17 protein-coding genes are annotated in these 18,841 nt (G+C 74.2%); 6 read left to right on the top strand and 11 right to left on the bottom strand.

What is annotated here, in order from left to right:
- Both SCATT_RS15660 and SCATT_RS15655 read left to right on the top strand, forming a co-directional pair.
- Positions 1-909, top strand: coding sequence for an ABC transporter ATP-binding protein (locus SCATT_RS15660; protein WP_014144059.1), 909 nt, complete (start codon positions 1-3; stop codon positions 907-909).
- A complete protein-coding gene (locus SCATT_RS15655) occupies positions 906-2,489 on the top strand; it encodes an ABC transporter permease (RefSeq protein WP_014144058.1) in 1,584 nt (527 codons plus the stop codon). The genes SCATT_RS15660 and SCATT_RS15655 overlap by 4 nt, the downstream gene beginning before the upstream one ends.
- An 11-nt stretch (positions 2,490-2,500) precedes the next feature.
- Here the strand turns inward: SCATT_RS15655 and SCATT_RS15650 are convergent, their stop codons facing one another.
- From SCATT_RS15650 to SCATT_RS15610, 9 genes are all read right to left on the bottom strand, one after another.
- Positions 2,501-3,262, bottom strand: coding sequence for an alpha/beta hydrolase (locus SCATT_RS15650; protein WP_014144057.1), 762 nt, complete (start codon positions 3,260-3,262; stop codon positions 2,501-2,503).
- On the bottom strand, positions 3,259-4,470 hold the full coding sequence (kynU, locus tag SCATT_RS15645; protein WP_014144056.1) for a kynureninase: 1,212 nt from the start codon (positions 4,468-4,470) through the stop codon (positions 3,259-3,261). The genes SCATT_RS15650 and kynU overlap by 4 nt, the downstream gene beginning before the upstream one ends.
- Positions 4,463-5,302: a tryptophan 2,3-dioxygenase family protein gene (locus SCATT_RS15640; RefSeq protein ID WP_014144055.1), complete on the bottom strand. Its 840-nt coding sequence runs from the start codon at positions 5,300-5,302 to the stop codon at positions 4,463-4,465. Before SCATT_RS15640 ends, kynU begins: the two co-directional genes overlap by 8 nt.
- Before the next feature lie 111 nt (positions 5,303-5,413).
- Entirely contained in the window at positions 5,414-5,827 is a 414-nt protein-coding gene (locus SCATT_RS15635; protein ID WP_014144054.1) for a DUF3151 domain-containing protein, read from the bottom strand.
- Between the two features lie 82 nt (positions 5,828-5,909).
- Positions 5,910-6,932, bottom strand: coding sequence for a class II fructose-bisphosphate aldolase (fbaA, locus tag SCATT_RS15630; RefSeq protein WP_014144053.1), 1,023 nt, complete (start codon positions 6,930-6,932; stop codon positions 5,910-5,912).
- A 181-nt stretch (positions 6,933-7,113) separates the two neighbouring features.
- Positions 7,114-7,653: an orotate phosphoribosyltransferase gene (pyrE, locus tag SCATT_RS15625; RefSeq protein ID WP_014144052.1), complete on the bottom strand. Its 540-nt coding sequence runs from the start codon at positions 7,651-7,653 to the stop codon at positions 7,114-7,116.
- Between the two features lie 10 nt (positions 7,654-7,663).
- On the bottom strand, positions 7,664-8,527 hold the full coding sequence (locus tag SCATT_RS15620; protein ID WP_014144051.1) for an aldose epimerase family protein: 864 nt from the start codon (positions 8,525-8,527) through the stop codon (positions 7,664-7,666).
- Positions 8,528-8,581: 54 nt separating this feature from the next.
- On the bottom strand, positions 8,582-9,427 hold the full coding sequence (locus SCATT_RS15615) for an SRPBCC domain-containing protein (protein WP_014144050.1): 846 nt from the start codon (positions 9,425-9,427) through the stop codon (positions 8,582-8,584).
- Between the two features lie 88 nt (positions 9,428-9,515).
- The gene (locus tag SCATT_RS15610) at positions 9,516-10,073 is read right to left on the bottom strand and encodes a DUF2617 family protein (protein WP_014144049.1); all 558 of its coding nucleotides are present in this window, start codon (positions 10,071-10,073) and stop codon (positions 9,516-9,518) included.
- Positions 10,074-10,898: 825 nt separating this feature from the next.
- On the opposite strand from SCATT_RS15610, the gene SCATT_RS15600 reads away from it, so the two are divergent.
- Both SCATT_RS15600 and SCATT_RS15595 read left to right on the top strand, forming a co-directional pair.
- Positions 10,899-12,086 carry a pyridoxal phosphate-dependent aminotransferase gene (locus SCATT_RS15600; protein WP_173405641.1) on the top strand — a complete coding sequence of 396 codons (1,188 nt, stop codon included), beginning with the start codon at positions 10,899-10,901 and terminating at the stop codon, positions 12,084-12,086.
- Positions 12,087-12,292: 206 nt separating this feature from the next.
- Positions 12,293-13,510, top strand: coding sequence for a glycosyltransferase family 39 protein (locus SCATT_RS15595; RefSeq protein ID WP_014144046.1), 1,218 nt, complete (start codon positions 12,293-12,295; stop codon positions 13,508-13,510).
- Positions 13,511-13,566: 56 nt separating this feature from the next.
- On the opposite strand, the gene SCATT_RS15590 is transcribed toward SCATT_RS15595, so the two are convergent.
- Positions 13,567-14,112, bottom strand: a complete 546-nt coding sequence (locus SCATT_RS15590) for a type III secretion system chaperone family protein (RefSeq protein WP_014144045.1) — start codon at positions 14,110-14,112, stop codon at positions 13,567-13,569.
- 116 nt (positions 14,113-14,228) lie between these two features.
- Positions 14,229-16,892, bottom strand: a complete 2,664-nt coding sequence (locus SCATT_RS15585; RefSeq protein ID WP_014144044.1) for an ATP-dependent Clp protease ATP-binding subunit — start codon at positions 16,890-16,892, stop codon at positions 14,229-14,231.
- A 173-nt stretch (positions 16,893-17,065) separates the two neighbouring features.
- Here SCATT_RS15585 and SCATT_RS15580 point away from each other — a divergent pair, with 173 nt between their 5' ends.
- Together SCATT_RS15580 and SCATT_RS15570 are read left to right on the top strand one after the other, a co-directional pair.
- Positions 17,066-17,482, top strand: a complete 417-nt coding sequence (locus SCATT_RS15580; RefSeq protein ID WP_014144043.1) for a pyridoxamine 5'-phosphate oxidase family protein — start codon at positions 17,066-17,068, stop codon at positions 17,480-17,482.
- A gap of 340 nt (positions 17,483-17,822) precedes the next feature.
- On the top strand, positions 17,823-18,776 hold the full coding sequence (locus SCATT_RS15570) for an alpha/beta hydrolase (RefSeq protein ID WP_014144042.1): 954 nt from the start codon (positions 17,823-17,825) through the stop codon (positions 18,774-18,776).
- Positions 18,777-18,841 lie beyond the last annotated feature (65 nt).

The raw sequence follows: 18,841 nt of genomic DNA, 5'->3' as shown, positions 1-18,841 counted from the left end.
ATGACCCTCGCGATCGACGCCGCCGGGCTCCGCAAGTCGTTCGGCCGCAGCCGCGCCCTCGACGGGCTGGACCTCACCGTCCGCACCGGCGAGGTGCACGGGTTCCTCGGGCCCAACGGCGCCGGGAAGTCCACCACCATCCGGATCCTGCTCGGCCTGCTGCGCGCCGACCGCGGCCGGGTCGCGCTGCTCGGCGGCGACCCCTGGCGGGACGCGGTACGCCTGCACCGGCGCCTGGCCTACGTCCCCGGCGACGTCACGCTGTGGCCCGGCCTGACCGGCGGCGAGGTGATCGGCCTGCTGGGACGGCTGCGGGGCCGGCCGCGCCCGGAGCGGGTCCGCGAACTCCTCGACCGGTTCGGCCTCGACCCGGCGAAGAGGAGCCGCGGCTACTCCAAGGGCAACCGCCAGAAGGTCGCCCTGGTCGCCGCCTTCGCCTCCGACGCCGAACTCCTCGTCCTGGACGAGCCCACCTCCGGCCTCGACCCGCTGATGGAGGAGGTCTTCGTCGCCTGCGTGCGCGAGGCCCGCGACGCCGGACGCACCGTCCTCCTCTCCAGCCACGTCCTCAGCGAGGTGGAGGCGCTCTGCGACCGGGTCAGCATCGTGCGGGCCGGGCGTAGCGTGGAGAGCGGCACCCTGGCCGAGCTGCGCCATCTGACCCGCACCTCGCTCACCGCCGAACTCGCCGCGCCGCCCGACGGGCTCGCCGCCCTGCCCGGCGTCCACGACCTCGCCGTCGACGGCCACCGGGTCGCCCTCCAGGTGGACGCCGACCGGCTCGACGAGGTGCTGCGCCACCTCACCCGGGCGGGGGTCCGCGCCCTCACCAGCCGGCCACCCACCCTGGAGGAGCTGTTCCTGCGCCACTACGCCCCCGTCCCGGCCGCCGCGGAGCCGGTGCGATGAGCGCCCGCGACACCGCCTGGACCGGCACCGGGACGCTGCTGCGCGCGGCGCTGCGGCGCGACCGGGTGATGGCCGCCGTCTGGGTCTACGCCCTGACCGCCTCGGTGGCCGGCACCGCCGTCTCCCTGCGCCGGCTCTACCCCACCCCGGCCGCCCGGGCCTCGTTCGCCCGCACCGTCGCCACCGACGGCACGCTGCGCGCGCTCTACGGCCCCGTCCTCGACCCGGCCACCACCGGCGGCCTGACCGCCTGGCGCATGGGCTCGCTCGGCGCCGCGCTCGCCGGGCTGATGGGCGTGCTGATCGTCGTCCGGCACACCCGGGACGAGGAGGAGAGCGGCCGACTGGAGCTGCTGGCCGCCGGGGCGGTCGGCCGGTACGCGCCGCTGACCGCCGCCCTGCTGGCCGGGTGCGCCGCGGCCGGGGCCCTGGCGGTGGCGGTCTTCGCCGCGCTGGTGGCGCTCGGGCAGGGCGCGGCGGGGTCGCTGGCGCTGGGGGGTGCGCTGGGCGGGGCGGCGGTGATGTTCGCCGCGGTGGCGGCGGTGGCCGCGCAGCTCGCCCGGGGTGGCCGGCTCGCCCGGGGCGTGGGCGGTGCGGTGCTCGGCGCGGCGTTCCTGCTGCGGGTCGCCGGTGACGCGCGCGGCGACGCGCTGGGCTGGTGGTCACCGCTGGGCTGGACGGCGTACGCGCGTCCGTTCGCCGCCGAGCGGTGGTGGCTCTTCGCCGCCATGGCCGCCTTCGCCGGGGTGCTGACGGCGGTGGCCTTCCGGCTGGCGGCCCGCCGCGACCTGGGGGCCGGGCTGCTCGGGGACCGACCCGGGGCGCCGGTGGCCGGGCGGTGGCTACGCGGTCCGCTGGGGCTGGCGTGGCGGCTGCACCGCGGGGCGCTGGCGGGGTGGACGGTGGCGTTCGCGGTCACCGGCGCGCTGGCGGGCGGGGCCGCCTCCGGTGCCGCGGGTCTTATCGAGGGCAACGCGCGGGTGGGCGACCTGATCCGCGCCCTCGGCGGCACCCGGCGGCTGGACGACGCCTACCTGTCCGCCATGACCGGGCTGCTCGGACTGGTGGCCGCCGTCCAGGCGGTGCAGGCGGTGCTGCGGATCCGCGCCGAGGAGACGTCGGGGCGGGCCGAACCGGTGCTGGCGGGCGCGGTGGGACGGGTCCGCTGGGCGCTGAGCCATCTGGCGTTCGCCATGGCCGGACCCGCCGTCGCGCTGGCCGTCGGCGGGGTGGCCACCGGGCTGGCGTACGGGTCCGGGGTGCCCCGGCTGCTGGCGGCGGCGCTCGCCGAGGTGCCGGCGGTCTGGGTGGCCGGTGCGGTGGCGGCGCTGCTGGCCGGGGCGGTCCCGCGCGCCGCGCAGGCGGCCTGGGCGGTGCCGGCCGGGGCCCTGCTCCTCGGCCAGCTCGGCCCGGTACTCGGCGCCCCGCGCTGGGCGATGGACCTCTCCCCCTTCACCCACCTCCCCCGTCTCCCCTCCCCCGTCCCCGTCCCGCCCGCCCCCTACCTCTGGCTCACCCTCGCCTCCCTCGCCCTGACCGCGGCCTCCCTGACCGCCCTGCGCCGCCGCGACGTTTTCTGACGTACCGTCAGCTATGAGGCCGACGCCGCCAGTTCACGCAGCACGGACACCAGGCGCTCGAACTGCGGGGAGCCGGGCAGCAGCGCCGCGTAATGGCCGGCGCCGGGCAGCTCGTGGAGCACGGCGTCGTGGGTGGCGGCGTAGTGGCGGGAGAGGACGGGCGGGACGTCGGGGTCGGCGGTGCCGTGCAGCAGGACGACCGGAACGGGAGGGGACGGCAGGCGGACGGGGTCGTAGCGGGCCGCCACCCCGGGGTCGCCGGGGCCGGCCGGGGCGAGGAGTCCGGCGACCGCGTCCCGGCTCAGCCGCAGGCGGTGCGCCTCGCCGAGGTCGGCCACCGGGGCGACGGCCACCACCCCGGCCACCCGTTCCGCCCGCCCCGCCCGTACCGCCGCCCACAGCGCGAGCTGGCCCCCGGCGGAGTGGCCGAGCAGCACGTGGGGCTCGCCCGGCCACGCCGTCCGCACCACGGCCGCCACGTCCTCGAACGTCCCCGGCACGCCACCGCCCCCGCCCACCCGCCGGTACTCGGCGAGCGCCACCGCGAAGCCACGGCGGGCCAGCGCGGCGGCGGTCGCCGACAGATGCGCGCGGTCGTACGCCTCGCGCCAGAAGCCGCCGTGCAGCACGGTGAGCCGGCCGGCCCCGGGGTCGTCCGGGTCGGGGCGGTAGTAGTCGACCACCTGGGAGGGGTGCGGGCCGTAACGGCGGGTGGCGTGCGGCGCGACCGGGGCGAGCCCCAGCAGCGCCGCCTCCTCCTGCCGCGGGGTCACCGCACGGTGTCCGCGAGGACGCGGGCCGCCCGCAGCACGTCGGCGAAGCCCGTGTACAGCGGGGTGAAACCGAACCGCAGCACGTCCGGCCGCCGGAAGTCGCCGACCACCCCCCGCTCGATCAGCGCCGCCATCACCGCGCCGGCGTCCGCGCAGCGCAACGAGACCTGACTGCCGCGCCGGGCGTGCTCGGCCGGGGTCACCGGCTCCAGCCGTCCGTCCGGCACCAGGGCGGCCACGCACTCCAGGAAGAAGTCGGTCAGCGCCAGGCTTTTGGCGCGCACCTGGGCGACGTCCACCCCCTCCCACACCTCCAGCGCCGCCTCCAGAGCGAGCAGCGAGAGGATCTCCGGGGTCCCCACCCGGCCGCGTACCGCGCCGGGGGCGGCCTCGTACCCGGGGCGCATGGCGAACGGGTCGGTGTGCGAGTTCCAGCCGGGCAGCGGCGAGTCGAAACGGTCCTGGATCCGCCGCGCCAGGTAGAGGAACGCGGGCGCGCCCGGGCCGCCGTTGAGGTACTTGTAGGTGCAGCCGACCGCCAGGTCCACCCCGTGCTCGTCCAGCCCGACCGGCAGGGCGCCCGCGCTGTGGCACAGGTCCCACACCGCGACCGCCCCGGCGGCGTGCGCGGCGGCCGTGATGCCGGGCAGGTCGGCGAGTTCCCCGGTGCGGTAGTCGACGTGGTTGACCAGGAGCGCCGCGGTGCGCGCCCCGGCCGCCGCGGCCATCTCCCCGGCGGCCACCGGGCGTACCGTGTGCCCGGTCAGCCGGGCCGCCGACGCGGCGACGTAGCCGTCGGTGGGGAAGGTGGCCGCGTCCACCAGCACCTCGTCGCGCCCGGGGCCGGCCAGCCGGGTCGCGGCGACGACCGCCTTGAAGACGTTGACGCTGGTGGAGTCGCCCACCACGATCTGCCCGGGGGCGGCGCCGACCAGCGGCGCGATCCGCTCGCCGACCCGTTCCGGCGCCGTCCACCAGCCGCTCTCGTCCCACGAACGGATCCGCAGCCGGCCCCACTCGTCCTCCACCACCTCGGCGAGGCGGCCGGCCACGTTCTTCGGCAGCGCGCCGAGGGAGTTGCCGTCCAGGTAGACGGTGTCGTCGAGGACGAAGCGCTCGCGCAGCGCGGCCAGCGGGTCGGCGGCGTCGAGCGCGGCGGCCCGGTCGTCGAGGGCGGCGGCGGTGGCCGGGGTCGTCGTCTCAGACATGGCTGCGGGCCGTCCACAGCTCGGGGAAGACCTCCTTGGACGCCCGCTTCTCCAGCCAGGCCACGCCCGCCGAGCCGCCGGTGCCGGTCTTGGCGCCCATCGCCCGCCGGGTGGCCACCAGGTGGTCGTTGCGCCACCGCCACACCAGCTCGGCCACCTCGGTCAACGCCTCGCCCAGCGTGACCAGTTCGCTGTCCTGGGGCCCGGAGTAGATCTCCTGCCAGGCGCGTTCGACCGCCGGGTGGGGCTCGTAGCGCTGCGAGAGGTCGGCGCGCTCGGGGATGTCGTAGCCGCGGCGGGCGAGGAAGCGCAGCACCTCGTCGTAGAGGCTGGGCTCGTGCAGCGCCTTGGCCAGCTCGTCGTGGTTGCGCGGCGAGCCGCGGTGCGGCACCAGCATGGACGCGGACTTCTCGCCGAGCAGGAACTCCAGCCGCCGGTACATCGCCGACTGGAAGCCCGACCCCTCACCGAGCGCCCCCCGGTAGGAGTTGAACTGGGCCGGCGTCAGATGGGCCAGCGGGCGCCAGGAGGCGTTGAGCGCCTCCAGTTCGTGGCGGCTGCGGGCCAGGGCGGCGAGCGCGGCGGGCAGGTCGTCCCGGCGCAGCGCGGCCGAGGCGGTCTCCCACTCGTGGACGAGCACGGTGAACCACAACTCCATCACCTGGGTGGTCACCAGGAAGACCATCTCGCCCGGGTCGTCGGAGAGCGGCTGCTGGAGATGGGTGAGGACGTCGGCCTTGACGTAGTCCTCGTACGGGGTGGTGCCCTTGAAGTCCAGGTTCGGGTTCTCCGGCCCGGCTTCGTCGTGCCCTTCGTACGGCGATCGTTCCATCGCTGTCTCCTCCTCACGGCCCGGGGTGGCCGGGCCACGCAAAGATCCTCTGCGTGGCCCGGCGCTGCCGCAAGAGGCCGGTGCCGCCTCGTGACGGACGCGGAGGGCCGGTCAGCTCAGGGTGTCGGCCGCGGTCGGCGAGGAGTCCCGCAGGAAGGCGGTGCAGCGTTCGTACTCCTTCTGCTCGCCGATGGCGCCGGCGGCGCGGGCAAGTGCGTGCAGGGCGCGCAGGAAGCCGCGGTTGGGCTCGTGCTCCCACGGCACCGGACCGTGGCCCTTCCAGCCGTTGCGGCGCAGCGCGTCCAGGCCGCGGTGGTAGCCGGTACGGGCGTAGGCGTAGGACTCGACCACCCGGCCGCCCGCGAAGGCGTCGTCGGCGAGCTGGGCCCAGGCCAGCGAGGACGCCGGGTACTGGGCGGCCACCTCGGAGGGCGCGGCGCCGGAGGCGAGCAGTTCGCGCGGACCGGGGTCGTCGGGCAGATGGGTCGGGGGCGGTCCCCCGAGCAGGTTCTCGTGAATGGCCATGGTCACCAGTCTGCCCGTTCCCCGGGAACGCGAAGGACCCGGCGGCCGGGCGGCCACCGGGTCCCCGTACAGCGGGCGGTGCCTACTTCAGCTTGTTGCCGGCCGAGCGCAGGTTCTGGGCGGCCACGGTGACGCGGGCGGCCATGCCGGCCTCGGCGGCCTTGCCCCAGGTGCGCGGGTCGTAGGTCTTCTTGTTGCCGACCTCGCCGTCCACCTTGAGCACGCCGTCGTAGTGGGTGAACATGTGCGCCGCCACCGGGCGGGTGAACGCGTACTGGGTGTCGGTGTCGATGTTCATCTTGACGACGCCGTTCTCCAGCGCCTCGTTGATCTCCTCGACGGTGGAGCCGGAGCCGCCGTGGAAGACGAAGTCGAACGGGCTGGCCTTGCCGTACTTCTCGCCGACCGCGACCTGGAGGTCCTTGAGCAGGCCGGGGCGGAGCACGACGTTGCCCGGCTTGTAGACGCCGTGCACGTTGCCGAAGGAGGCGGCCAGCAGGTAGCGGCCCTTCTCGCCCAGGCCGACGGCCTCGGCGGTGCGCATGGCGTCCTCGACGGTGGTGTACAGCTCGTCGTTGATCTCGTGCGAGACGCCGTCCTCCTCGCCGCCGGTCGGCGTGATCTCCATCTCCAGGATGATCTTGGCCTTGACCGCCTCGGCGAGCAGTTCCTGGGCGATGGCGAGGTTGTCGGCGAGGGTCTCGGCGGAGCCGTCCCACATGTGCGACTGGAACAGCGGGTTGCGGCCGGCGGCCACCCGGTCCTGCGAGATCTTCAGCAGCGGGCGGACGTAGCCGTCCAGCTTGTCCTTGGGGCAGTGGTCGGTGTGGAGCGCCACGTGGACCGGGTACTTGTCGGCGACGACGTGCGCGAACTCGGCCAGCGCGACCGCGCCGGTGACCATGTCCTTGTTGTACTGACCGCCCAGGAACTCGGCGCCACCGGTGGAGATCTGGATGATGCCGTCGCTCTCCGCCTCGGCGAGACCGCGCAGCGCCGCGTGGAGCGTCTGCGACGAGGTCACGTTGATCGCCGGGTAGGCGAACTTGCCGGCCTTCGCCCGGTCGAGCATCTCGTTGTAGATCTCGGGGGTTGCGATGGGCATCTGTCCGCTCCTTGTGGTGTGCGGTCCGTACTGACGTGGCCTGACGTCGTCGTCGTCCTCATCTTCGCAGACTCGGTACGGCCTCCCCCACTCCGCCCGACGCATATAACCGCGAAGGGTGGCTGTTTCACGTGAAACAGCCACCCGTCCGGAAAAGTCCGCGCAACCCGCGGTGTGACGATCAGTCCAGACCGAGGTCGGAGAGGCCGTACGCCTGGTAGTAGGGGAGCCCGGCCGCCTCGATCGCCGGGGCGGCGCCGCGCTCGACGATGACGGCCACCCCGACCACCTCGGCGCCCGCCTCGCGCAGCGCCTCGACGGCGGTGAGCACCGAGCCGCCGGTGGTGGAGGTGTCCTCGACCGCCAGCACCCGGCGGCCCGCGACGTCCGGCCCCTCGATCCGGCGCTGGAGGCCGTGCGCCTTGCCCGCCTTGCGCACCACGAAGGCGTCCAGCGCACGCCCGCGCGCGGCGGCGGCGTGCAGCATCGCGGTGGCCACCGGGTCGGCGCCCAGCGTCAGCCCGCCCACGGCGTCGTACTCCAGGCCCTCGGTGAGGTCGAGCATGACCTGGCCCACCAGCGGGGCCGCCTGGCCGTCGAGCGTGATGCGGCGCAGGTCGACGTAGTAGTCGGCCTCCTTGCCGGAGGAGAGGGTCACCCTGCCGTGCACCACGGCCTTGGTCTTGATCTGTTCCAGCAGGGCGTCACGGGGGTTGGTCATGGGCACGAGACTAACCGAGGCGTTCCCAGCGCCAGACCGTGGTGACCTCCAGCGGGTCGATGGGGGTCACCAGGCGGGGCGCGGTGTTGAGCCCGTTGGGCGGCCCGGACTGCGGCTCGACGCAAACGGCCTCCGGCTGCTCGTCGTAGACCACCACCCACTCGGCCGGGCTGGTCAGCCGCAGCCGCAGCTCACCCGGCCAGGTCAGGGCGACGTCCACCCCGTCGGGCATCCCGAAGCAGTCGTCCCAGGGGCCGCGGAGCGGCTCGATCCGGTTGCCGGTGGGCAGGTGGTCGGCGCCGCGCTCCTCCTGCCAGGCGGCACGGAAGTCGACGGTGACATCCTCGCCGCCCCGGCCGAGGTTGCGCAGGAACCACGGGTGCCAGCCGGCCTGCGCCGGGAAGGAGTCCTCGGTGGCCTCCACCGACATGGTGATCCGCAGCTCGGACTCGCCCAGTTCGAACACCTGGGTCACCCGGCCGGGGTAGGGCCAGGGGTCGGTCAGGTCGTAGCAGAAGGAGACGGCCCGGTCGGTGGTGCCGGGGTTCTGCCGCCAGACGGTGTCGCGGCCGGTGCCGTGGATGGCGTGCGGGGCGGCGTTGGCCGGCAGTTCGTGGACGACGCCGCCGTTGCGGAAGCGCCCGTACCCGGTCCGCCCGCACCACGGCACCATCGGGAACGAGCCGTACCGCGCGCCCTGCCGCAGCAGTTCGGTGCCGGCGATCCGCAGACTCCCGATCCGGCAGCCGTTCTCGGGCAGCACCACGGCCTCCGCCTCGCCCGCGGTGAGCACCACCCCGGCCTCGGGGCCGCCGGGCTCGGCCGGGCCGACGTCGTCGCTGCTGGGCGTGGTCTCGCGCGGGTTCTCGCTCATGGCGCCGAATCTACCCGCGCCCGCCCGCCATCCGGCGACCGACCGGCGGTGTCGTCACCGCCGTCTGCGCAGCACCCGGCCCACCACAACCGCCGAGGCCACCAGCGCCGCGGCGGCCGGGGCCGCCCAGCGCAGGGTCGCGGTGGCCGACGTGGCCGGCGGCGCCGGAACCGGGGCGTAGCGACCGCGCGGCGGGGCGTGGTCCACCTCCTCCGCGCTGCGCCCGATCATGGTGCGGCGGGCGTGCGCCGCCTCCGCGGAGTGGGCCTGCGCGCCGAGCCCGGTGCCCTCCTCCAGCCCGGCCACGTTCTCCGGCACCTCGATCCCGGGCACCTCGAACTCGACGACGTCCAGCCCCTCCTCCTCGCCCGGCAGCAGGGTGTCGTCGGCCTCGTCCACGGTCTCCTCCGGCAAGGTGACCGAGGGCTGCTCGGCGGCGGCGGAGGGGACGGCGGGCGGCTCGGCCTCCAGGTCGGTGACGAGGTCGGCGACGAAGCGGTCGAGGAGGCGGCGTCCGGCGGCGTCCACGGTGTCGGCGTCGTACTCGGTGAGCCGCCCCTCGGCCTGGACGGCGCCGGAGAAGCCGAGCCGGGTGCCGTCCTCGGCCGGCTCCACCCCGATCACCAGGGCGGCCTTGACCGTGCCGGAACCGCGGGCCTCCACGCCCTCGCCCTCGATCTCGAAGCCGCCGTCGCACTCGGCGATGCGTACGTTGCCCCGGTAGGTGATGGTGGAGTTGCCGATGCGCAGCCGGAGGCGTCCGGTGAGCGTGCCGGCGGATCCGGCCGGCGGGTCGACGTCGAGCTGCAGCCCGGACACGCACCGCGCCACCCGGTCGGGCTCACCCAGCGCCAGCCGCACGGTCTCCAGGGGGAACGGGACGAACGCCTCATGCTCCATGGTCCTGGAGCCTACCCAGTGCCTGCGAGAACAGACATGCCGAAGCCGTCCCGGGCCGCACCCGACGGGGCGTCGGTGGCGCGGACGCTCACCGCAGCCCGGTCACCCGCGACCGGGTCGCCACCAGCCGCCCTTCCTGCGGATAGGCGTGCCAGGTGCGCCAGTGGACCTCGCCGGGACGGTCCGGGGCGCGCTGGACGAGCAGCGCGGTGAAGGCGTGCGGGTCGCCGGGGAAACGGCCGGCCAGGCCGTGCGGGTGGTCGGCGACGAGCGCCAGCAGCTCCTGCGCCCGGCCGGCGAAGGAACCGCGCGAGAGGGTCTCCACCCGCGCGGCGAACTCGTACTCCCAGTCCCCCACCCGCTCGGCCACGCCCAGCGGCAGCGGGGTGCGGCTGCCGGGCAGGCAGGCGACGGTCTCCGAACAGCCGCCGCCCGGCGCGTCCAGCAGCACCTGGTGGGAGGCGCCGAGCAGGCGCATCTGCACCTGGATCACGGCGGGGCGGTGGGGCGCCCGGCGGGACCCGGACGGGCCGAGGTCGAGAGCGAGGTCGAGGACGGCCAGCGCGGGCAACGGCTTCTTGCCCAGGCGCCAGGCCAGATCCCCGGCCCGGGTGTCGGTGTAGGCGGTTTCGATGGTGGTGAGCATGGGTCGGCTCCGCAAGCACGCAGTGGTGGGTGGCCGGCCCGCCCCCGTTGCCCCCGCGCGCCGCCGTGACGTCTCACGCTCGTGTGGGGGCGGTGGAGGACGGACCCGTAGGGAACGTCCGCCGGCTCGTGTCCACGGGGGGTCCGGGAATACGAAATCACGAATTGTGTTGGGGCCACAGCGTTTTTACCCATTCGTACCCGCCTTACATCCGCACGGGCAGGTAAGCGGTCAGGTGTTCACACCCCGCCGCCGGTTCACGCCCCGTCGCAGGCCGGGCGCATATGCGGGGCGGCATGAGCGGCGGCATACGACCGCTCGCGCGGGCGAGCGGCGATTGCCCACGGCGCCGCCGTCGGACAACCGGAAAACGCGGGTGCGTCCGCGCGCCGGTTTATCACCCGCCGCACGAACTTCCGCAGGAGGAATGGCCGCCGCAACCGTGATGGCCCCCGCCGTGGTGGCCGCCGCCGTGGTGCCCGTGGTGGTGGCCGCCGCCGGCGTCCCCGGCCCACCAGCTGGTACCCGCCCCCTGCGCGCCGTCGTCCCCGGTCCGCCGCCCGCCGACCGCGGTGGCCCTGCCGCGCGCCGGCCGCCGGCCCCGCGGCGGGCGCGGGCGCGTCCCCGGCCGCGAGGCGCTGACCACGCCCCCCACCACCAGCACCGCGATGCACGCGAGGATGACCGTTCCCGCGAGGATCGGCATACCGCCACCTCACCTTCTTGTGTCCCCCGAAGCGAGGCGCTCCGTCGTAGCCCCTCCTTGATGCCCGTTCCCGGCCGCCCGCAAAGGGGAGTTGAGCAACTCCAGAGGTTCCGCGGAGGATGGCGGGCATGACACCCTCACCACGCCCGCTGCTGAACCGGCGCCTGGCCGGCTTCGGCACGACGATCTTCGCCGAGATGTCCGCGCTGGCCACCGCGACCGGCTCGGTCAACCTCGGTCAGGGCTTCCCCGACACCGACGGCCCCGAGGAGGTCAGGGAGGCCGCGGTGCGCGCGCTGCGCGACGGCCGGGGCAACCAGTACCCGCCCGGCCCCGGCGTGCCCGAACTGCGCACCGCCATCGCCGAGCACCAGCGGCGCCGCTACGCGCTCGGCTACGACCCGGACACCGAGGTGCTGGTGACCGCCGGCGCCACCGAGGCGATCGCCGCCGCGCTGCTGGCCCTGGTCGAACCGGGCGACGAGGTGATCGCGCTGGAGCCCTACTACGACAGCTACGCGGCCTGCATCGCGATGGCCGGCGGCACCCGGGTGCCGGTCACCCTGCGCCCGTCCGACGGCCGCTTCCGGCTCGACCTGGACGAATTGCGCGCCGCCGTCACCGACCGCACCCGGCTGCTGCTGCTCAACACCCCGCACAACCCCACCGGCACCGTCCTCACCCGCGAGGAGCTCTCCGCCGTCGCCGCCCTCGCGGTCGAGCGCGATCTGCTGGTGATCACCGACGAGGTCTACGAACACCTGGTGTTCGAGGGCGAACACCTGCCGCTGGCCGGATTCCCCGGCATGCGGGAGCGTACGGTGACCGTCTCCTCGGCCGGCAAGACGTTTTCGTTCACCGGCTGGAAGGTCGGCTGGGTAACGTCCTCACCCGATCTGGTGAACGCGGTGCGAACGGCGAAACAATTCCTGACCTACGTGTCGTCCGGGCCGTTCCAATACGCGGTGGCCGCCGCGCTGCGGTTGCCGGACGAGTATTTCACCGGCTTCACCGCCGATCTCCGGGCCAAGCGCGATCTGCTGGCCAGCGGGCTGGCGGAGGCCGGCTTCGAGGTGTTCCGACCGGCCGGCACCTACTTCGTCACCACCGACATCCGCCCGCTCGGAGCAACCGACGGCGTCGCGTTCTGCCGGGAACTTCCGGCCCGCTGCGGGGTGGTGGCCATCCCGAACGAGGTCTTCTACGACGCGAAGGAAGCGGGAACTTCGTTCGTACGGTTCGCGTTCTGCAAGCGAACAGAAGTCCTGCACGATGCGATCTCCCGGTTGAAGCGGCTACGCTCCTGAACGGAACCGCATGTGGAACCCGCCGGACACGAAGCAACCATCTCCCGCTTTACGCCGTCTTTCACTCGTGGGGGTGGATTGCGGCGCTGCTCGGTACAACGGCTCCGTATGGTCCGACAATGCGCGCAAGGCCAGTCTCATTCACGCTGGTCGTCACAGCCACATACGGTCGCCGATGAACGGTCGCCCCGGGAGGAGCGGAACAGGTGTATACGGCCGAGCCGGTCTCGACCCCTCCTCGTCCCACGTCCGGAAAACCGGCCACGGGTCCGGCGCCGCGCACCCGCCGGGAACGGGCCGTCGCCTCCCTGCGCAAGGCGGCGCCGGCCCTGGCGCTCTACGCCGCGGTACGCCTCTCCGGGCTGCTGTGCCTGTCGGCCTACGCCTGGTACGCCGGACAGCACCCGCGCAGCATCCTGGGGCTGGCGTGGGACGGCCGCTGGTACCACCGCATCGCCGAGTACGGCTACGGCACGCTGATCCCCTCGGCGACCCAGCACACCGTGCTCTACAACGACCTGGCGTTCTTCCCGCTGTACCCGACGGTGGTCCGGGCGCTGTCCACCGTGGTGCCGATCGGCACCATCAACATGGCGATCCTGGTCGCCTGGGTCGCCACCCTGCTCTCCGCCTGGGCGATCTTCCTGATCGGCGCCCGCCTCTACGGCCGCCGGGTCGGCACCGCGCTGGTGCTGCTCTACGGGCTGCTGCCGCACGCCGTCATCCAGACGATGGCCTACACCGAGCCGGTGATGACGGCCTTCGCCGCCTGGTCGCTCTACGCGGTGCTCACCAAGCGGTGGCTCTACGCCGGCACGCTCGCCGCCCTGGCCGGCTGCACCCGGCCCAACGGGGTCGCGGTGGCCGCCGGGGTCTGCGCCGGGGTACTGATGGACGCCTGGCGCCGCCACCGGGCGGGCAAACCGGTCAACTGGCGGGCCTGGGCCGGCGCGGTGATCGCGCCCTGCGGCTGGTTCGGCTACGTGCTGTGGGTCGGGTGGCAGACCGGTGACCTCAAGGGCTACTTCAAGGTGCAGGCCCGCTGGGGGTCGCGGTACGACTTCGGCTGGTCCGCGCTGCGCTTCTTCAAGCACCTGGTGACCGGCACCGACTACTTCGCCTACTACGTGGCGGCCGGCATCGTGGCCGCCGCGGTGATCCTCTTCGCGCTGTGCATCACCGACCGCATCCCGGTGGCGCTGCTGGCCTACTGCGCGGTGCTGATGCTGATCGGCATCGGCGGCGCCGGCTTCTTCCAGTGCAAGCCGCGGTTCCTGATGCCGGCCTTCCCGCTGCTGATCCCGGCCGCCATCGCGCTGGCCCGGGCCCGGCCGCGGACGGCCGCGGTGGCCGTGGTCTCCCTCGCCGGGATCACCTGCTTCTACGGCACCTATCTGCTGGCCATCGCGCCGATGGCGCTGTAGGCCGCGGACGCCGAAGGCCCGGGACGACGTACGCGTCCCGGGCCCTCGTCACGCGGTCACTCGCCGTCCGCGTCCGCCTCCGGGCCCTCGCCCTCCTCGGCGGACTTCTCCAGGCCGAGCTGGTCGGCCACGTACCGGTCGAACTCGATGCAGGCGCGCACCCAGCTCACCGTGGAGGAGACGAAGTGCTCCAGGCCGACCCCGAGACCCAGCAGCATCTGCGCCTCGCCGATCAGCCGCACCGAGCCGTCGTCGTGGGTGTGGGTGTAGACCTTGGGCCACAGCGTCTGGCGGTTCCAGCCGTCGACGATCTCCAGCAGCTTGCCCTTGTCGTCGATCGGGTAGGGCCGGTCGTAGAACGTCCGCACCGCGAAGACCTGCTGGTCGCCCTCACCGCGGAACATGAAGTAGGTGCGGAAGTCCTCCCAGGGGGCGGCGAGGTCGCCCTCCTCGTCGACGACGTACTTCAGCTCCATCTGTTCGAGGAGCTGCTTGACCAGGTCCTGGTCGGGGCGCACCACACCGCCTCCGGGCGGCCCGGCGGGCGGCTGGTTGGCGGGACTGCCGCCGAAGTTCGGGATCGAGGACGGGTCGATGCTCACCTGTGTGGTTCCCTTCGGACGATTCACCGCCATCCTCCCCCATGGCCGCCCGGGTCTGGCAAGCCCGACCCGGCCATCGGGCCGTCCCCCGCACCGGGACGGCCCGCGCGGCGCGCTCAGCGCACCGGGGTCACCGTGAGCCCGGCCGCCCCGGCCTCCGCGCCGGCGCCGGCCACGTCGACCCGCACCGTGTCGCCGTCGCGCACCTCGCCGCCGAGGATCTCCCGGGCCAGCCGGTCGCCGATGGCCGTCTGCACCAGCCGGCGCAGCGGCCGGGCGCCGTAGACCGGGTCGTTGCCCTCCCGGGCCAGCCAGCCCAGGGCGGCGTCGGTGACCTCCAGCTCCAGCCGGCGCTCCCGCAGCCGGCCGCGCAGCCGGTCGATCTGGAGCCGGGCGATCTGCCGCAGCTCCTCCTCGCTGAGCGCGGAGAAGACCACGATGTCGTCGAGGCGGTTGAGGAACTCCGGCTTGAACGAGGCCCGTACCGTCTCCAGCACGCCCTCGCGCCGCCGGGCCTCGGTCAGCTGCGGGTCCACCAGGAACTGCGAGCCGAGGTTGGAGGTGAGGATCAGGATGGCGTTGCGGAAGTCCACCGTGCGCCCCTGGCCGTCGGTGAGCCGGCCGTCGTCCAGCACCTGGAGCAGCACGTCGAAGACCTCGGGGTGGGCCTTCTCCACCTCGTCCAGCAGCACCACGGTGTAGGGGCGGCGGCGGACCGCCTCGGTGAGCTGGCCGCCCTCCTCGTACCCCACGTAGCCGGGGGGAGCGCCGACCAGCCGGGCCACCGAGTGCTTCTCGCCGTACTCGCTCATGTCGATGCGGACCATGGCGCGCTCGTCGTCGAAGAGGAAGTCGGCCAGCGCCTTGGCCAGCTCGGTCTTGCCGACGCCGGTGGGGCCGAGGAAGAGGAACGAGCCGGTGGGCCGGTCGGGGTCGGCGATGCCGCTGCGGGAGCGGCGTACCGCGTCGGAGACCGCCCGCACCGCCTCGCCCTGGCCGATCAGCCGGCGGCCCAGCTCCTCCTCCATGCGCAACAGCTTGCGGCTCTCGCCCTCCAGCATCCGGCCGGCCGGGATGCCGGTCCAGGCGGCGACCACCGCGGCGATGTCGTCGGCGGTGACCTCCTCGCTGACCATGCCCTCCAGCGCCCGCTGGGCCTCGATCGCCTCGGCCAGCTCCTTCTCGGCCTGCGGGATCTGCTCGGTGCGGATCCGGCCGGGGGTGACCCAGTCGCCGGTCTCGGGGGCCTTCAGCTCGGCGCGCTGGTATTCGCTCTCCAACTCGTCGAGGCGCTTCTTCAGCTCGCCGACCCGGTTGTGGACCTCCCGTTCCTTGTTCCAGCGGGCGGTCAGGCCGCGCAGCTCCTCCTCCTTCTCGGCGCGGGCCCGGCGCAGCGCCTCCAGGCGTTCCCGGGCGTCCGGGGCGAGCGCCTCCTCCTTCTCCAGCTGCTTGTCGGCCTTCTTGTCCTTGGCGCCGGAGATCGCCAGCAGCGACTCCTCCTCCATCCGCAGCCGGTCCACCGAGCGCTGGAGCTCGTCGATCTCCACCGGCGAGGAGTCGATCTCCATGTGCAGCCGGGAGGCCGCCTCGTCCACCAGGTCGATCGCCTTGTCGGGCAGGAAGCGCGAGGTGATGTAGCGGTGCGAGAGGGTGGCCGCGGCCACCAGCGCGGAGTCGGCGATGCGCACCTCGTGGTGGGCCTCGTAACGGGGCTTGAGGCCGCGCAGGATGGCCACCGTGTCCTCGACGGTGGGCTCGGCCACCAGCACCTGCTGGAAGCGGCGCTCCAACGCAGGGTCCTTCTCGATGCGTTCGCGGTACTCGTCCAGCGTGGTGGCGCCGACCATGCGCAACTCGCCGCGGGCCAGCATCGGCTTGAGCATGTTGCCCGCGTCCATCGCCGAGTCGCCGCCGGCGCCCGCGCCGACCACGGTGTGCAGCTCGTCGATGAAGGTGATGACGCGGCCGTCGCTCTCCTTGATCTCGTTGAGGACGGCCTTGAGGCGTTCCTCGAACTCGCCGCGGTACTTGGCGCCGGCCACCATGGCGCCGAGGTCGAGGGCGACCACCCGCTTGTCCTTGAGCGAGCCGGGGACGTCGCCCTTGACGATGCGCTGGGCCAGCCCCTCCACCACGGCGGTCTTGCCGACGCCGGGTTCGCCGATGAGCACCGGGTTGTTCTTGGTGCGCCGGGAGAGCACCTGGACCACCCGGCGGATCTCGTTGTCCCGGCCGATCACCGGGTCGAGCTTGCCCTCCCGGGCCACGGCGGTGAAGTCGGTGCCGTACTTCTCCAGCGCCTTGTAGGTCGCCTCGGGGTCGGGGGTGGTCACGCGGGTGCCTCCACGGGCGGATTCGAAGGCGTCCAGCAGCCGGGCGGCGCCGGCGCCCTGCCGGTCCAGCAGTTCCGCGACGCTACCGCCCTTGGCGGCGAGCCCGATCAGCAGGTGCTCGGTGGAGACGTAGGCGTCGCCCAGCTCCCGGGCGCGCTGCGAGGCGTCGGCGAGCACGGCGAGCATGTCGCGCGAGGGCTGCGGCGGGGCGACGGTGGCCCCCTGCACCCTGGGCAACGCGTCGAGCTGGGCGGAGGCCGACTTGCGCAGCGCCTCGGGGTCGGCGCCCACGGCGGTCACCAGGTCCTTGAGGTTGTCGTTCTCCGGCGCCTCCAGCAAGGCCGTGAGCAGATGTGCGGGGGTCAGGTCCGCGTGGCCCGCCGAGACCGCGCGGCTGTTGGCGGCGCTCAGCGCCTCCTGGCTCTTGTTGGTCAGCTCTGCGTTCACTGCTGCCCGGACCTCCTCGGTGGGTCTCCTGCTGTCCTGCCACATTCAGCGTAAGACAAGTTGAGTCTATTCCGCTCAACCTTTATCCGGGAGAGGGACCTGGCGAAGGACCCCCCAGAGAGGGGCCCCGGGGGAGGGCGGCCCCCGCCCCGGCCGCCCGGTACGGTCGGAGCATGGCGATCGATCCGTTGCGGCCCTCCCCCGAGTACCTGGCGTTCTGGCGCGAGTACCACCTGTGCACCCTCACCACGCCCCGACCGGACGGCACCCCGCACGTCGTCCCGGTGGGCGTCACCTACGACCCAGACGCCGGCCTCGCCCGGGTGATCGCCGCCAAGTCGAGCACCAAGGTGCGCAACGTGCTCGCGGCCGGGCCGGACGGGGCCCGGGTCGCCGTCTGCCAGGTCGACCGGGCGCGGTGGGCCACCCTGGAGGGGGTCGCCACCGTCAACGCCGACCCGGCCGCGGTGGCCGAGGCCGAACGCCGGTACGCCGAGCGCTACCGCCCGCCGCGCGTCAACCCCGACCGCGTCGTCATCGAGATCGCCCTCACCTCCGCCCTGGGCAACCTGCGTTCACCCGTCCGCTGACCCTCCCGCACGCGTGCGGGGCCGCCGGGCGGGGTACCAACCCGGCAGGTCCGCCCTTGCGTGCCGTCGGGGAGCGTGCGGCGCGGGGGCGTACGGCACCGGTCCGCCCACGCCGGCCGGACGCGCCGTCGGCACGGCGAACGCCACGGCACCCCGGCCCCGGCGGGCGCACCCCGCCGTACCCGCACCGGCGCCCCTGACGGCCACCGGAGCCGAACGGGCGGACCCCGGGCGATCCGGCGGTCCCGCGAGCCGCCGCCGCAGGGGCCACCGCGTCCGCGCCCGTGACACCCCGCCGTCTACCGGCAGCCACCCCGGCCCGCGGGTTTGTGAGGCCACCGTGCACCAACTCCTCCCGGTCCACCCCGAACTCGCCCCCGTCCTCGACGTCCTGCCCGAACGCCCCGCCGACTTCCCCGACATCGAGGTCACCCGGGCCCGGTTCCTCGCCGCCCAGACCGCCCGGCCGCTGCCCCGCGTGCCGGGGGTGCGCACCGAACGCCTCATCGTGCGGCGCGGCGACGGCACCCCGCTCACCCTGGAGGTCTACCGCCCGCCGGCCGGTCCCGCCGGGCCGCCGCTGCCCGCGGTGCTCCACTTCCACAGCGGCGCCTTCGCCTACGGGCGCTCCCGCCCCGGTCAGGACCGCATCGCCCTGATGATCTGTCAGGAGGTGGGGGCGGTCGCCGTCGCGGTGGAATACCGCCTCGCCCCCGAGCACCCGTACCCGGCCGGGGTCGACGACTGCTACCTGGCGCTGCGCTGGGTGGCCGGCAACGCCGCCTTCCTCGGCGTCGACCCGGCGCGGATCGCGGTCACCGGCAAGTCCGCGGGCGCCTGCCTGAGCGCCGCGGTGGCCCTGATGGCCCGCGACCGGGGCGGCCCCGCCCTGGCCCACCAGGCGCTGCGCATCCCGCTACTCGACGACCGGCAGGCCACCGACTCCGCCCGCCATGCCACCGATCCGCGGCTGTTCAACTCCGCGACGGTACGCGCCGTCTGGGACCACTACCTGGACGGCGCCGCCCCGGACGCCTACGCCGCCCCGGCCCGCGCCGCCGACCTGACCGGCCTGCCCGCCACCTCGCTGCTGGTGTGCGACCTCGACCCGGCCCGGGACGAGGCCCTGGACCACGCCCGCCGCCTGATGGACGCCGGCGTCGCGGTCACCACGCGCAACCTGCCCGGCGCCTGGCACCTGTTCGAGCTGTACGCCCCCGAGACCCGGCTGGCCCGCGCCGCCGACCTGTTCTGGGCCCGCGAACTGCGCTCCGCACTGTGGCCACCGGAATGAACGTCCCCCGAGACACCGCGGGTCCGGCACCCGTGACGGATGCCGGACCCGCGGTGAAACGTCCC

It is taken from the genome of Streptantibioticus cattleyicolor NRRL 8057 = DSM 46488, from assembly GCF_000240165.1.
Classification (GTDB): domain Bacteria; phylum Actinomycetota; class Actinomycetes; order Streptomycetales; family Streptomycetaceae; genus Streptantibioticus; species Streptantibioticus cattleyicolor.
This window is presented reverse-complemented; position numbering and strand designations above follow the sequence as displayed.